This window comes from Methylobacterium sp. HJ2 (assembly GCF_056431005.1).
On sequence record NZ_JBWJYM010000007.1, the window covers coordinates 190,457 to 202,992 of the forward strand.

Consider the following 12,536-nt stretch of genomic DNA (forward strand, 5'->3'; position numbering starts at 1 on the left):
TTACTCGCCCTCGTCCTCGGTCTCGACCGGGGGCGCGAGGTTCTCGAGGCCGCGCAGGAGGTCGTCCTCGCTCATCCGGTCGAACTGCACCGCGGCATCGTCGCTCGACGATTGCGGGGCGACGGCGGCGGCGGCGGGCGAGCTCGACAGCAGCGGCACCGTCTCGGCCTCGGGCTCGTCCACCTCGACGTATTTCTGCATCGAGTGGATCAGCTGCTCCTTGAGGTCGTCGGCCGTGATGGTCTCGTCGCCGATCTCGCGCAGGGCCACGACCGGGTTCTTGTCGCGGTCGCGGTCGACGGTCAGCGGGGCGCCGGCGGCGAGCAGGCGGGCGCGGTGGCTGGCCAGCAGAACGAGCTCGAAGCGGTTCTCGACCTTCTCGATGCAGTCTTCGACGGTGACGCGAGCCATGCGAGGCGGCTCCTTTCGGCGGAACGGATGGATGTCGGGCGGTGGCGCCTCTTACACCGGATGGGCTTTGGCAACAAGCACAGCGGCTTGCCGTGGGCGAAGGGCCGCCCGGCGGCCACGGGATAGCGTACGATCCGGCGCGGAAGGCACCGGGCGCAGGCGCCCGGATTTTTGCGCCGCAAGATTGACTTGGATCCCGGGCGGTGCGAGTGCGCCGCCCTTCCCAAGGCGTTGATTCGACAAGCGGGGCCATGGCGCGCGCACTCATCTTTCCCGGACAGGGCAGCCAGGCCGTCGGCATGGGCAAGGCTTTGGCCGAGGCGTTCCCGCAGGCCCGCGCGGTCTTCGAGGAGGTCGACGCGGCCCTGGGCGAGCGGCTCTCGGCGGTGATGTTCGAGGGCCCGGCCGAGACCCTGACGCTGACCGCCAACGCGCAGCCTGCGCTGATGGCGACGAGCCTCGCGGCGCTCCGCGTGCTGGAGGCCGAGCGCGGCCTCGATCTCGCCCGCGACGTCGCCTGCGTCGCCGGCCATTCGCTGGGCGAGTACGCGGCGCTCGCCGCGGCGGGCAGCCTCTCGATCGCCGACGCGGCGCGGCTGCTGCGGATCCGCGGCGAGGCGATGCAGGCGGCGGTCGCCCCGGGCGCGGGCGCGATGGCCGCCCTGATCGGGGCCGAGGTCGAGGCCGCCCGCTCCATCGCCGAGGCCGCCGCGGAGGGCGCGGTCTGCGACGTCGCCAACGACAACGGCGGCGGGCAGGTGGTCCTGTCCGGCGACAAGGCCGCCGTCGAGCGCGCCGTCGCGATCGCGCAGGGGCGCGGCATCAAGCGCGCGGTGATGCTCAACGTCTCCGCCCCCTTCCATTGCAGCCTGATGGCGCCCGCCGCCGAGGCGATGCGCGCGGCGCTCGCCGAGATCCGGCTGGGGGCGCCCAAGGTCGCGCTCTACGCCAACGTCACGGCGGCGCCCGAATCCGATCCCGACGCGATCCGCCGGAACCTCGTCGCCCAGGTCACCGGCACGGTGCGCTGGCGCGAGAGCGTCGCCGCGATGGCGGCGGCGGGCGTCGACGCCTTCAGCGAGGTCGGCTCCGGCAAGGTGTTGACCGGCCTCGTCAAGCGGATCGCCCCGGGCGCGACGGCCGCGGCCGTCGGCACGCCCGACGACGTCGCCGCCTTCACGGCCTGACCACGAGGATCCGCATGTTCGATCTCACCGGCCGCAAGGCCCTCGTCACCGGCGCGACCGGCGGCCTCGGCGGGGCGATCGCGCGCGCGCTCCACGCGCAGGGCGCCGACGTCGCCCTCTCGGGCACCCGGGCGGAGGCGCTGGAGGCGCTGGCCGCCGAACTCGGGAGCCGCACCCACGTGGTGCCGGCCAACCTCGCCGAGGCGGCCTCCGTCGAGGCGCTGGTGCCGGCGGCCGAGGCCGCGCTGGGCGGGCTCGACATCCTGGTGAACAATGCCGGCATCACCCGCGACAACCTCTTCCTGCGCATGAAGGACGAGGAATGGGAGCAGGTGCTCGCGGTGAACCTCACGGCGGCCTTCCGGCTCTCGCGCGCGGCCGTGAAGGGCATGATGCGCCGCCGCTCCGGCCGCATCGTCAATATCGGCTCGGTGGTGGGCACCACCGGCAATCCCGGCCAGGGCAATTACGCGGCGGCCAAGGCCGGGCTGATCGGCCTGACCAAGGCGCTCGCCGCGGAGGTGGCCTCGCGCAACGTCACCGTGAACTGCGTCAGCCCCGGCTTCATCGCCTCGCCGATGACCGACGTGCTGAACGAGAAGCAGCGCGAGGGCATCCTCGGGCGCGTGCCGATGGGCCGGCTCGGCAGCGGCGACGAGATCGGGGCGGCGGTGGTCTACCTCGCCTCGGCGGAAGCCGCCTACGTCACCGGCCACACCCTGCACGTCAACGGCGGCATGGCGATGATCTGAGCACCGGCCGGCGGGCGCAGGCGGGGCATTCGGGCAACGATTGCGCAGGAAATTCAGGGCGATGAACCGCGCCTGAACCGCCCCTCGCCAGCGCCGAAACCCTGTGTTAACACCCCGGCTGCCGGGCAAGGGGGTTGACGGCGGAGCGGGATACCAGTCCAAACGCACCCCGTGAGTTCCGGGATGACGGGAATGGGGCCCGCCATCCGCATGCCGGTCCGGCAGGGTCTCGACCCAGGGATCAATGGCAACGGCGCCTTCACCACGCAACACACACAGACGACAAGAAGACGAGGACCGGAAACGATGAGCGATATCGCTGAGCGCGTGAAGAAGATCGTTGTCGAGCACCTGGGCGTCGAGCCCGAGAAGGTGGTCGAGGGCGCGAACTTCATCGACGACCTCGGTGCCGACAGCCTCGACACCGTCGAGCTCGTCATGGCCTTCGAGGAGGAGTTCAACGTCGAGATCCCGGACGACGCTGCCGAGACCATCCAGACGGTCGGCGACGCGGTGAAGTTCCTGGAGAAGAACTCGGCCGCCTGAGGCGTCGAGCTCTCGCAAAAATCGCGGCGCGGACGGGGCCAAACGCCCCGCGCGCCGTTATTCGTTCTGGTGGAATCGGTACGGGATAACGCGATGCGTCGGGTGGTCGTCACGGGTCTGGGCATGGTCACGCCGCTCGGCAGCGGGGTCGAGCACACCTGGAGCCGGCTGGTGGCGGGCGACAGCGGCGCCGCGCGGGTGACCTCGTTCGAGACCGACGATCTCGCCTGCAAGATCGCCTGCCAGGTGCCGCTCGGCGACGGCAGCGACGGCAGCTTCAACGCCGACGCCTACATGGAGACGAAGGAGCAGCGGAAGGTCGATCCCTTCATCGTCTTCGCCGTGGCCGCGGCCCAGCAGGCGCTCGACGACGCCGACTGGCACCCCAAGAGCCACGAGGACCAATGCGCCACGGGCGTGCTCGTGGGCTCCGGCATCGGCGGCATCGGGGGCATCTACGACGCCTCGATCACCCTGCACGAGAAGGGCCCGCGCCGGGTCTCGCCGTTCTTCATCCCCGGCCGCATCATCAACCTCGCCTCGGGCCAGATCTCGATCGCCCACGGCCTGAAGGGCCCGAACCACGCGGTCGTCACCGCCTGCTCCACCGGCGCCCACGCCATCGGCGACGCGGCCCGGCTGATCGCGCTGGGCGATGCCGACGTGATGGTGGCGGGCGGCGCCGAATCACCGGTGAACCGCCTCTCGCTGGCGGGCTTCGCCGCCTGCCGCGCCCTCTCCACCGGCTTCAACGACCGGCCGACCCAGGCCTCGCGCCCCTATGACCGCGACCGCGACGGCTTCGTCATGGGCGAGGGCGCGGGCGTGGTGGTGCTGGAGGAATACGAGCACGCCAAGGCCCGCGGCGCCCGGATCTACGCCGAGGTGGTCGGCTACGGCCTCTCGGGCGACGCCTACCACATCACCTCGCCGTCCCCGGACGGCGACGGCGCCTTCCGCTGCATGAGCGCGGCCGTGAAGCGCGCCGGCATCTCGCCGTCCGAGATCGGCTACATCAACGCGCACGGCACCTCGACGCCGATGGGCGACGAGCTGGAGCTGAAGGCCGTGGAGCGGCTGCTCGGCGAGTCCGCCGCCAACGCCTCGATGTCCTCCACCAAGTCGGCGGTGGGCCATTTGCTCGGCGCGGCCGGCGCCATCGAGGCGATCTTCTCGATCCTCACCATCCGCGACGGCGTGCTGCCGCCGACGCTCAACCTCGACAACCCCAGCGTCGAGACCAAGATCGACCTCGTGCCGCACGAAGCGAAGCGGAAGTCGGTGGATGTCGTGCTGTCGAACTCATTCGGGTTTGGTGGGACGAACGCCAGCTTGGTGATGCGGCGGGTTTAGCAGTAAACTTATTTATTCTGATTGCTGGCCCTGTACGTTTTTCCGGATTCGTTCAACAAACTCACGAGCCTTGGCTAACTCCGGGCTTGTGATCAGGTTCTTTTGCATAACTTGTTCAAGCCATTGCCTTTTTATTGCAACAATCGTCTTGTCATAACCTTCCAATTCGCCAACATCATTGATCAAAATACCCAGATCACTTAAATAATTCTGAATTGTCTTATAATCGTTGCCCAACCCATTCTCGTCGAAGTATGCACTGCCTCCTTTTTTGATCTCGCGCCATGGCAATTTAGGTCTTAGAGCAGGCTTTGCCATCTCCAAATCAGCTTCCAAGACCGTTTGGTTGTCATCGTAATTGCAAAACGCATTATCAATTAAATTCATAATTTCCGATTTTGTTCTCAACTTTGCGCTTTTCAAAACAAAGCTAGATATGCGTTCAACATTTATTTTTATCAATTCTGGCTTGCCTGAGAAGGCTTCAACAAGTCGAAAAATATTTCCCCAATCATCCAATATATCGATATCTAGAACGGCTATGACAGGTATACCGATGGATCTCAGAGATTTCACAATTTTATATATTCGCGGCTTACCACCACAGTGGAAAAAGCGAACATCAGGCTTTCGCGAATTTTCTTCAGGAGCAAGCTGATCATACATTGCCCTAAAAAACGTTGCGTCACTATCTCCTTCAACAAGCACCGACGCATCATGAAACAACCCTGACAATGCATCAGATATTCTCAAAAGCGGGTCGGACCAAAAATTCGAAACATCTTCTGACCTCAACACACTAACTTTAGTACAACACGGAGGATTAGCTTTTGGCCGTGATAATCGTACAACTTGAGTTCTCTCTGGAGCAAAATCGATAAGTCCTTGAAGAAATTCAGTTGAGTGAGTCGCAATTATGATTTGCGTGCGCTCAGCAGCGTTCTTAGCTATCGCCCGCGCTAGTTCCCTAACCTGCGGGGGGTGAAGAAAGGCCTCAGGCTCATCGATTAAGACAAGTGGCTTTTGCCCCGCCATAACCGAAAGCAATACCGAACAAAAAGACCGAACACCGTCTCCCTGATTATCCAGCAAGGGTCTTTCCGAAAACCACTTAGCAAAATCACGACTGCGTACCGCTGGAACTGATTCTCGCTCTGATTTATCTAAATAATGCAATTTATGACTTTGAAAATTGTGTTTATCAATTACCGCTCCTTTTCCAAATGCCTTCTGCACTGCCACAAAAAATTCCTCTTCGAACTGATCGTCTTCATAGAGGTATTTTAGCTCTTGTGGTGCGGGAGGCATTCCAGTCAAGGGATGAAAGTTTTCGTCATACGGCGTTGTACGAATACGAAATAAACGATTTGCAGTTGTAATATTTGAAAGCAAAGATTGTAACAATACCCTCCTAACTGCCGGGTTCGATTTATTTTGCAGAATTACACGACCAATTCCAGAAAAATTATCGCCGATCTCTGCCCTAAAATAAGATCTATTAGAAGCCAAAGTTGTGTCGTTTAATACTTCTTGCCACATAAGATCTTTATTTCCAATAATTTCGTACTCCATCTTATCTACAAGCTTATTTTCTGTCGGATCGAATTGTATAATTTCCTTTAATGTTTGACTTTTCCCGCAGTTATTCGGACCGGTTAAAAGGATGATGCTATTCGATTTTAGATTTATGCTTTTCCCATTCTTGAAGTATATTTTACTTAGACGCATCCCGAAATAAATATCTTCACGCATTGTTCTAACTTTAATCTATGAAATTGAGTAATGTGAGTTTTTGATAAAATAGCAAATCAGATTCACCACCCCCGCCGCTCCCCCTCCCCCGGCACCCGCCCCTGCGGCGTGAGCTGGGAGACCACCTCCGGCAGAACCTCCGCGAGCTGGGACAGGAGCGCGTTGCGGTCCAGGCCGGTCGCGCGCTCCAGGGTGCTCACCGTATCGGAGCCCAGCGCGTCGGCGAGGCGGGTCGGCTCCACCGGGCGGTTCTGTCCGTGGCCGATCCAGCTCTCGATCACGTCGCCGAGGCCGTTCTTGCGAAACCCCTCGATCAGGCCGTCGAGGCCGCCGAGATCAGGATGGTCGCCGGGCTCGGTGTCGAGCTGGGCGTAGGGGCCGGCGCCGGGCGCGCGGGACGGGGCCTGCCCGTCGCCCGGGCCGTCGAGCATCCCCGAGAGGTCGCTGAAATCGCCGGGGGGCAGCGGCGCGTCGCGGCGTCCGCCATCCTGGTCCCAGCCGCCGGTGCCCGCGTCGCCGCGCGGCGCGGGCCGGCCGCCGCCGGAGCGGTCGGCCTCGGGGCCGGGCTCACCCGCATGGCCGCGCCCAAAAATGTCGCCGAAGCCGCCGCTCGCGCCCTTGGCGAGCAGCAGCATCAGCAGCGCCTTGACGATCGGGGACATCGCGCCGCCGAGCATGCCGCCGGCCCCGCCCTGGCCGCCGTGGCCCGCCCCGCCGGGGCCCTGGCGCCCGCCGCCGAGAACCTGCCCGAGCACGCCGCCGATCACCGAATCGAGCAGACCCATGATGTCCTCCCACTGGCCGGCGCTCCGGCTCGCGGGCGGGTAACGGGCGGCTCGGGCGGGTGGTTGCGTGCGGTCCGCCGGCACGCCTTCGGGGCGGGTTCACACGGCGTTTCCGCCGATCGTCGTCTCCCGCGCCCATCGGCGGGCTATGAGGTTCACACATCGCGGATGAAGCCCGCGCGTCCCTCTCCCCTCCGCGGGAGAGGGTGGCGCCCGAAGGGCGACGGGAGAGGGGAGCCCGGCTTCCGGCAAGGGCGCAGCGTCGATGCAGATCGCCGTCCTGCACCGGCGCTCCCCTCTCCCGCCTCGCTGCGCTCGGCACCCTCCCCCGCAGAGGGGGGAGGGACGATCCCGCGCCTCGCACGCGATCCGAGAGAGGCCCGATGTCGACGTGGGAACCGGTTCGCCCACAGATCGGCGGGAGGCGCGCCGGTCCCTCGAACCGATCCGAAGTCCTACGGCTCGCCGTCCTCGACCTCGATGCCGTGCTCGGCCAGGATCCAGAAGATCGCCTCGAGGTCCTCCGCCGAGACGTCGCGCGGGGGCAGCGCCTCCTCCAGGTCCCCGTAGGTCAGGCAGCGGCTGCGCTGGCGCTCGGCCTTGGCGAGCAGCACGTCGATGGCGCGGCGGATATCGGCCGCGAGGGCGTCGAGGCTAGGCAGGCGGTAGCTGAAGGCCGGGCGCATGGCATCGGCCAGCAGGCCGTCGATGATGGCCTGGCGGCGCGCATGCGCGTCGTCGCTCGAATTGCCCTTGCCGGATGCCCGCTTGCCCATGGCGGTGATATGGCCCGGCCGCGGCCCGCGTCGAGCCCCCGGCGCGTCGCGGGTCGGCGCCGGCCCCGATCGCGGCGCGGCCCCCGCTAGCCGACGCCGACCGGGCGCTTGGTCACGGCGGGCACCCGCATGGTGACGAGTTCCTCGGCGGCGGTGGGATGGACCGCGACGGTGCGGTCGAAATCCGCCTTGGTGGCCCCCATCGTCACCGCGATGCCCACCGCCTGGATGATCTCGCCGGCATCGTGCCCGAAGATGTGGACGCCGACGACCTTGTCGCTCACGGGCTCGACCAGCACCTTCATCAGGATGCGCTCCTGCCGGCCCGACAGCGTGGCGTGCATCGGCCGGAACGCGGCCTTGTAGACGTCGATGGCGCCGTAGATCTCGCGGGCGACGTCCTCGTTGTGGCCGACGACCCCGATCTCGGGGGTGGAGAACACCGCGGTCGGGATCAGGCGGTGATCGACGCAGGCCGGCTTGCCGCCGAACACCGTGTCGGCGAAGGCGTGGCCCTCGCGGATCGCGATCGGCGTGAGGTTGGCGCGGTTGGTGACGTCGCCCACCGCGTAGATCGAGGGCACGCAGGTCTGCGAATAGGCGTCGACCGGGATCGCGCCCGCCGCGTCGAGCCCGATGCCGACGGTCTCGAGGCCGAGGCCCGCGACGTTGGGGCGCCGGCCGGTCGCCACCAGCACCTGATCGACCACGAGGCTCGTGCCGTCGTCGAGGGTGGCGCGGATCGCGCCCCCGTCCCGGTCGGGGCGCTCGCCTTCGACCCGGTCGAGGCGCTGGACGGTGCGGCCGAGGCGCAGGTCCATCCGGTGCCCGTAGGCCTCGCCCAGCGCGTCGCGGATCTCGTCGTCGAAGCCGCGCAGCAGCCGGTCGCCCCGGTGCAGCAGCGTCGTCTGCGTGCCGAGGCTCGCGAACACCCCCGCGAATTCCACCGCGATGTAGCCGCCGCCGACGACGAGGATGCGCTCGGGCCGCGTCTCCAGCTCGAACACCTCGTTCGAGGTGATGGCGAGTTCGGCGCCCGGGATCAGCGGCTCCTTCACCGGATGCGCGCCGACCGCGACCAGGATGATCCGGGCGCGGATCCGGGTTCCGGAGCCCACGAGGCGCACGGTGTGGGGATCCTCGATCACCGCCCGCTCCGGGTGGATCTCGACGCCCGCGCGCAGGAGGTTGGCGTCGTAGATGCCCTCCAGCCGCGTCACCTCGGCGTCGCGGCGGCGCTTGAGCACGCTCCAGTCGAAGCGCGGGGTGCCGACGTCCCAGCCGAAGCCGGGCGCGTCCGCGAAGGCGTCGGCGAAGCGGCCGGCATAGACCATCAGCTTCTTGGGCACGCAGCCGCGGATCACGCAGGTGCCGCCGACCCGGTACTCCTCGGCGAGCCGGACCCGCGCGCCGTAGCCCGCCGCGATCCGCGCCGCCCGCACCCCGCCCGAGCCGCCACCGATGACGAAGAGGTCGCAGTCGAAGTCGCTCATGCGGGTCGGGTCCGTTCAGCCTCGGCGAGCCAGGTGATGGCAGCCCCGAGCCCGGCCGTCCACCACGCCGCCCAGGCGTTGTGCTCGACGCAGGCGATGGCCGCCGCCGCCGCCACGAGGCCGAGCGCCACCGCGCGCGGGCCCCGCTCGCGCCGGGCGATGGCCCGCAGCGTCAGCATCAGCACCAGCGCCAGCAGCGCGGCCCCCGCAACGCCGAGCTCGGCCCAGACCTGCAGGAAGCTGTTGTGCGGGTGCCCGACGGCGAGCATCGGCCGCAGGTCGGGGTCGATCCGCGCGGCGACCGGCGTCTCGGCGAAGCGCGGCGCCACCCCGAACCCGGCCCCGCGCCAGGGATCGGCCGCCACCGCGGCGCCGAAGCTGCGGGCGATCGCGACGCGCGCCCGCGACGAGGATTGCACGAGGCGCGCATGCGCCGCCTCGGGCATGAACCGCTCGAGGAGATCGCCCTCGACCGGGGCGAGGACCAGCGCGAGCCCGAGCCCGAGTCCGGCCAGCGCGATCGCGGCGCGCCGCGGCAGCGCGGCGGCGAGCCCGGCCATGCCGAGCCCCGCGGCGAGCCCCAGCATGGCGGCGCCGCTGATCGAGCCGAGCGCCCCGATCACGCCCGCCGCGGCGGCGAGCAGGCCGAGGACCCGTCGGCGCAGGCGCCAGAGCAGCAGGGCGAGCGGCCCGGCGACGAGGACCAGGGTCATGGCGGGCCGGTTGAACACGAAGGCGGCGACCCGCTGCCCGAGCCAAGCCTGCACCGGCAGGCCGGCGGCGAGCCCCACCGCGATGGAGAGCGCGGCGACGAGCGCGGCGCCCGCGGCGAGGCGCGGCGCGAAGGTCGGGATCCGCCCCGGGGCGAGGCGGGCCAGCAGGTAGGCCGCCCCGAGCGTCGGCAGGAATTCCCGCGCCGCCCGGGCGGAGGCGTCCGGGAACGGGCTCCAGGCGCAGGAGACGAGGGCGAAGGCGAGGAAGGCGAGGCTCGCCAGCCCGAGCGGGGTGCCGAGCGGCGCCAGCAGGAGCGGCCTCAGCGCGGGGCGGTCGCCGAGCAGGCGCCCGGCCAGGAAGGCCGTCGCGGCGAGCCCGACCACGAGGGGGCTCGAGCGGTTCGCCAGCGCCATGACGAGCGGCATCAGGGCGAGGAGGGCCGCGCCCGCGGCCTCGAAGCGTGCGGAGGCCGAAGGGGCACGCATCGGCGTCCGGCTACTGCATCTGGTGGCCGCGCTTGCCCATCTCGGCGCGCGTGCGGACCATCACGTATTCGGAGACCTCCTGGGTCCAGCTCTGCATCGCCTGCACCATCTGGTCGAGCAGCATCGGCTGGGTCTCGACGTAGCGCTTGCCCGCGGGCGAGCGGAAGAAGGCCGCGATGTCCTGCAGCTCCGCCTCGCTCAGCTTGTCGGCGTAGATGCGCGCCGCGATGTCGACCATGCGCTGCTTCTGCAGCTCCATCTCGGGCTGCAGACCGGCCAGGACCTCGTTCAGGTCCTTGGACAGCTCGGGCCGGGTCAGGTTCTGCTGGCGGATCTGGTCGCCGAAGGCCGGCAGCACCGAATCGAACGAGCGCGCGATGCCGGAGGAGAGCATGACCTCGCGGGCGAGGGCGAGGTGGTTGGCGTTGGGCCCCGAGGTCACGGGCTTGGCCGGCTCCGCCGCGGGCTTGGCGGGCGCCGCCGCGGGCTTGGCCGGCGCGGCGGCGGCGGCGGGCAGGACGAGCGGGGGCAGGACGAGGCTGGGCAGGGCGAGGAGCGCCAGGGTCGCGACGAGGCGGCGGGTCATGGTTGGCCTTCCGGGAGGGGCGGGTGAGCGGGTGGGGCGCCGGGGCGAGGCCGGGTGCGCCTCATCCGAGGGATCCGAGCACCGTGACGTGGGCGGCGCCGTCCCGCGCCTCGGCGAGGATCGCCGCGGCGGCGATCCCGAGGAACAGGCCGTGCTCGACCACGCCCGGCACGGCCCAGAGGGCGGCGGAGAGGGCCTCGGGATCGGGGATCGCGCCGAGATGCGCGTCGAGGATGCGGTGGCCGCCATCGGTCAGGAGCGGGCTGCCGTCGGCGGAGAGGCGCGGGCGCAGGGCTCCGGCGCATCCGGCCCGGCGGATCGCGGCCTCGACGGCGCGCAGGGTGGCGGCGTGGCCGAAGACGTTGACCTCGATCGGCAGCGGGAAGGCGCCGAGGGTGGGGACGCGCTTGGCCGCGTCGGCGATCACCACCATGCGGCGGCTCGCGCAGGCGACGATCTTCTCGCGCAGCAGCGCCGCGCCCCCGCCCTTGATCAGCCGGAGGTCGTCATCGACCTCGTCGGCGCCGTCGATGGTCAGATCGAGTTCGGGGAGCTCCTCCAGGGTGGCGAGGCGGATGCCCTCCGCCTCGGCCTGGATCCGCGTCGCCTCCGAGGTCGGCACGCCGACCACGTCGAGCCCCGCGCGCACCCGGGCGCCGAGGAGCGTCACGAAGGCCGCCGCCGTCGAGCCGGTTCCGAGGCCGAGCCGCATCCCGGGCTCGATCAGCGCCAGGGCACGTTCGGCCGCGGCGCGGCGCAGGTCGGGACCGCTCATCTCAGGCACACCCGTCGCGGCTCGGCGCGATCATCGAAGGGGAGAGTGGGACCACGACGGCGTTCCTCGCGCCGGATGCCCGGCAAGCGCGGCCGGCCCTAGCATGAAGGCGCCCGGATCGGAACCGTCGCGGCGAGGCGGCAGGGTCAGGGCCGGCCACCCTGCGAGGGCGTGGCCCCGGCCCCGGCGCGGCCCGACCCGGGACCCGCGGACGGGGCCTCGGCCGCGCCGTCGGCGGCGGGGTTGGCCTGCTGCGTGCAGACGACCTGCCCCTTCTTCACCAGCACGAAGCAGATGCTCATCTCGCCGGTGCGGTAATTCACCCGGAACACCCCGGCCTCGCGGGTGTGGCGCGTCGCCACGAGCCCGTATTCCGAGGGCGGCTGCGCCCCGGCGCCTTCGCCGGAGGGGAAGCAGACGGTGAGGCCGATGCCGCCGCCGCTCTCCTGCAGCCCGTACTGGCAGGAGGTGACCTCGCCCGTCACCTTGTCGACCCGGTACATCCGGTTGAGATCGGCCTGGGGCGCCGGCACGAACTCGAAGGACGCCGCCCCCGCCCCCGTGGCGGCGAGGCAGAGGGCGAGGGCGGGAAGCGTCGGGCGAACGGTCATGGGCGGGTCCGAATGTGGCGGGCGTCCTCTCGGCGCTCAATCGGGCAAGTTGAGGGCGCGGGCGTGACTCGCGCGGGCAGGATCCGCACGCGCCTCGCGCGCAAGATCCTCGCGCGCATGTGAAGGGTGCGGAACGGAACCGCGGCCGGAACCGGGACTTGAGCGCCGGCCGCCCGGCGGAAGCGCCGGCATCTCAGCGACGGGAGGGCGTCGGTCATCGACGGGACGGGGCAGAGAGACGGGGACGCGGCGCCGAGCGATCGGCCGAGCCCGTTCCGCCGGGACCGGGCGTCGGAGACGTCCGAGCCCC

General features: G+C 68.8%; 13 protein-coding genes. 4 read left to right on the forward strand and 9 right to left on the reverse strand.

What is annotated here, in order from left to right; genetic code table 11:
- Nucleotides 1–411, reverse strand: a complete 411-nt coding sequence (gene rpoZ / locus ACS5RC_RS17990; RefSeq protein WP_478345265.1) for a DNA-directed RNA polymerase subunit omega — start codon at nucleotides 409–411, stop codon at nucleotides 1–3.
- A 251-nt stretch (nucleotides 412–662) separates the two neighbouring features.
- Here rpoZ and fabD point away from each other — a divergent pair, with 251 nt between their 5' ends.
- The 4 genes from fabD (at nucleotide 663) to fabF (ending at nucleotide 4,249) form a co-directional block, all read left to right on the forward strand.
- The gene (fabD, locus tag ACS5RC_RS17995) at nucleotides 663–1,598 is read left to right on the forward strand and encodes an ACP S-malonyltransferase (protein ID WP_478345266.1); all 936 of its coding nucleotides are present in this window, start codon (nucleotides 663–665) and stop codon (nucleotides 1,596–1,598) included.
- Nucleotides 1,599–1,612: 14 nt separating this feature from the next.
- On the forward strand, nucleotides 1,613–2,350 hold the full coding sequence (gene fabG, locus ACS5RC_RS18000) for a 3-oxoacyl-[acyl-carrier-protein] reductase (RefSeq protein ID WP_478345267.1): 738 nt from the start codon (nucleotides 1,613–1,615) through the stop codon (nucleotides 2,348–2,350).
- 306 nt (nucleotides 2,351–2,656) lie between these two features.
- On the forward strand, nucleotides 2,657–2,896 hold the full coding sequence (locus ACS5RC_RS18005) for an acyl carrier protein (RefSeq protein WP_066926221.1): 240 nt from the start codon (nucleotides 2,657–2,659) through the stop codon (nucleotides 2,894–2,896).
- 93 nt (nucleotides 2,897–2,989) lie between these two features.
- The gene (gene fabF, locus ACS5RC_RS18010) at nucleotides 2,990–4,249 is read left to right on the forward strand and encodes a beta-ketoacyl-ACP synthase II (protein ID WP_478345268.1); all 1,260 of its coding nucleotides are present in this window, start codon (nucleotides 2,990–2,992) and stop codon (nucleotides 4,247–4,249) included.
- 12 nt (nucleotides 4,250–4,261) lie between these two features.
- Here the strand turns inward: fabF and ACS5RC_RS18015 are convergent, their stop codons facing one another.
- From ACS5RC_RS18015 to ACS5RC_RS18050, 8 genes are all read right to left on the reverse strand, one after another.
- Nucleotides 4,262–6,001, reverse strand: a complete 1,740-nt coding sequence (locus ACS5RC_RS18015) for an ATP-dependent nuclease (protein WP_478345269.1) — start codon at nucleotides 5,999–6,001, stop codon at nucleotides 4,262–4,264.
- A gap of 62 nt (nucleotides 6,002–6,063) precedes the next feature.
- Complete coding sequence (locus tag ACS5RC_RS18020) at nucleotides 6,064–6,786, reverse strand: YidB family protein (protein ID WP_478345270.1); 723 nt, start codon at nucleotides 6,784–6,786, stop codon at nucleotides 6,064–6,066.
- Between the two features lie 455 nt (nucleotides 6,787–7,241).
- Nucleotides 7,242–7,562: an RNA polymerase sigma factor region1.1 domain-containing protein gene (locus tag ACS5RC_RS18025; protein WP_478345271.1), complete on the reverse strand. Its 321-nt coding sequence runs from the start codon at nucleotides 7,560–7,562 to the stop codon at nucleotides 7,242–7,244.
- A gap of 86 nt (nucleotides 7,563–7,648) precedes the next feature.
- Complete coding sequence (gene gor, locus ACS5RC_RS18030; RefSeq protein WP_478345272.1) at nucleotides 7,649–9,055, reverse strand: glutathione-disulfide reductase; 1,407 nt, start codon at nucleotides 9,053–9,055, stop codon at nucleotides 7,649–7,651.
- Nucleotides 9,052–10,254: an O-antigen ligase family protein gene (locus tag ACS5RC_RS18035; RefSeq protein ID WP_478345273.1), complete on the reverse strand. Its 1,203-nt coding sequence runs from the start codon at nucleotides 10,252–10,254 to the stop codon at nucleotides 9,052–9,054. The genes gor and ACS5RC_RS18035 overlap by 4 nt, the downstream gene beginning before the upstream one ends.
- A 10-nt stretch (nucleotides 10,255–10,264) precedes the next feature.
- A complete protein-coding gene (locus ACS5RC_RS18040; protein ID WP_478345274.1) occupies nucleotides 10,265–10,840 on the reverse strand; it encodes a DUF2059 domain-containing protein in 576 nt (191 codons plus the stop codon).
- A 61-nt stretch (nucleotides 10,841–10,901) separates the two neighbouring features.
- Nucleotides 10,902–11,615, reverse strand: a complete 714-nt coding sequence (gene rpiA / locus ACS5RC_RS18045; protein ID WP_478345275.1) for a ribose-5-phosphate isomerase RpiA — start codon at nucleotides 11,613–11,615, stop codon at nucleotides 10,902–10,904.
- A gap of 146 nt (nucleotides 11,616–11,761) precedes the next feature.
- Entirely contained in the window at nucleotides 11,762–12,226 is a 465-nt protein-coding gene (locus tag ACS5RC_RS18050) for a hypothetical protein (RefSeq protein WP_478345276.1), read from the reverse strand.
- Nucleotides 12,227–12,536 lie beyond the last annotated feature (310 nt).

Coding starts and splice junctions, on each gene's coding strand:
- rpoZ (WP_478345265.1), bottom strand. CDS start 411: ATGGCTCGCGTCACCGTCGAAGACTGCATCGAGAAGGTCGAGAACCGC.
- fabD (WP_478345266.1), top strand. CDS start 663: ATGGCGCGCGCACTCATCTTTCCCGGACAGGGCAGCCAGGCCGTCGGC.
- fabG (WP_478345267.1), top strand. CDS start 1,613: ATGTTCGATCTCACCGGCCGCAAGGCCCTCGTCACCGGCGCGACCGGC.
- ACS5RC_RS18005 (WP_066926221.1), top strand. CDS start 2,657: ATGAGCGATATCGCTGAGCGCGTGAAGAAGATCGTTGTCGAGCACCTG.
- fabF (WP_478345268.1), top strand. CDS start 2,990: ATGCGTCGGGTGGTCGTCACGGGTCTGGGCATGGTCACGCCGCTCGGC.
- ACS5RC_RS18015 (WP_478345269.1), bottom strand. CDS start 6,001: ATGCGTGAAGATATTTATTTCGGGATGCGTCTAAGTAAAATATACTTC.
- ACS5RC_RS18020 (WP_478345270.1), bottom strand. CDS start 6,786: ATGGGTCTGCTCGATTCGGTGATCGGCGGCGTGCTCGGGCAGGTTCTC.
- ACS5RC_RS18025 (WP_478345271.1), bottom strand. CDS start 7,562: ATGGGCAAGCGGGCATCCGGCAAGGGCAATTCGAGCGACGACGCGCAT.
- gor (WP_478345272.1), bottom strand. CDS start 9,055: ATGAGCGACTTCGACTGCGACCTCTTCGTCATCGGTGGCGGCTCGGGC.
- ACS5RC_RS18035 (WP_478345273.1), bottom strand. CDS start 10,254: ATGCGTGCCCCTTCGGCCTCCGCACGCTTCGAGGCCGCGGGCGCGGCC.
- ACS5RC_RS18040 (WP_478345274.1), bottom strand. CDS start 10,840: ATGACCCGCCGCCTCGTCGCGACCCTGGCGCTCCTCGCCCTGCCCAGC.
- rpiA (WP_478345275.1), bottom strand. CDS start 11,615: ATGAGCGGTCCCGACCTGCGCCGCGCCGCGGCCGAACGTGCCCTGGCG.
- ACS5RC_RS18050 (WP_478345276.1), bottom strand. CDS start 12,226: ATGACCGTTCGCCCGACGCTTCCCGCCCTCGCCCTCTGCCTCGCCGCC.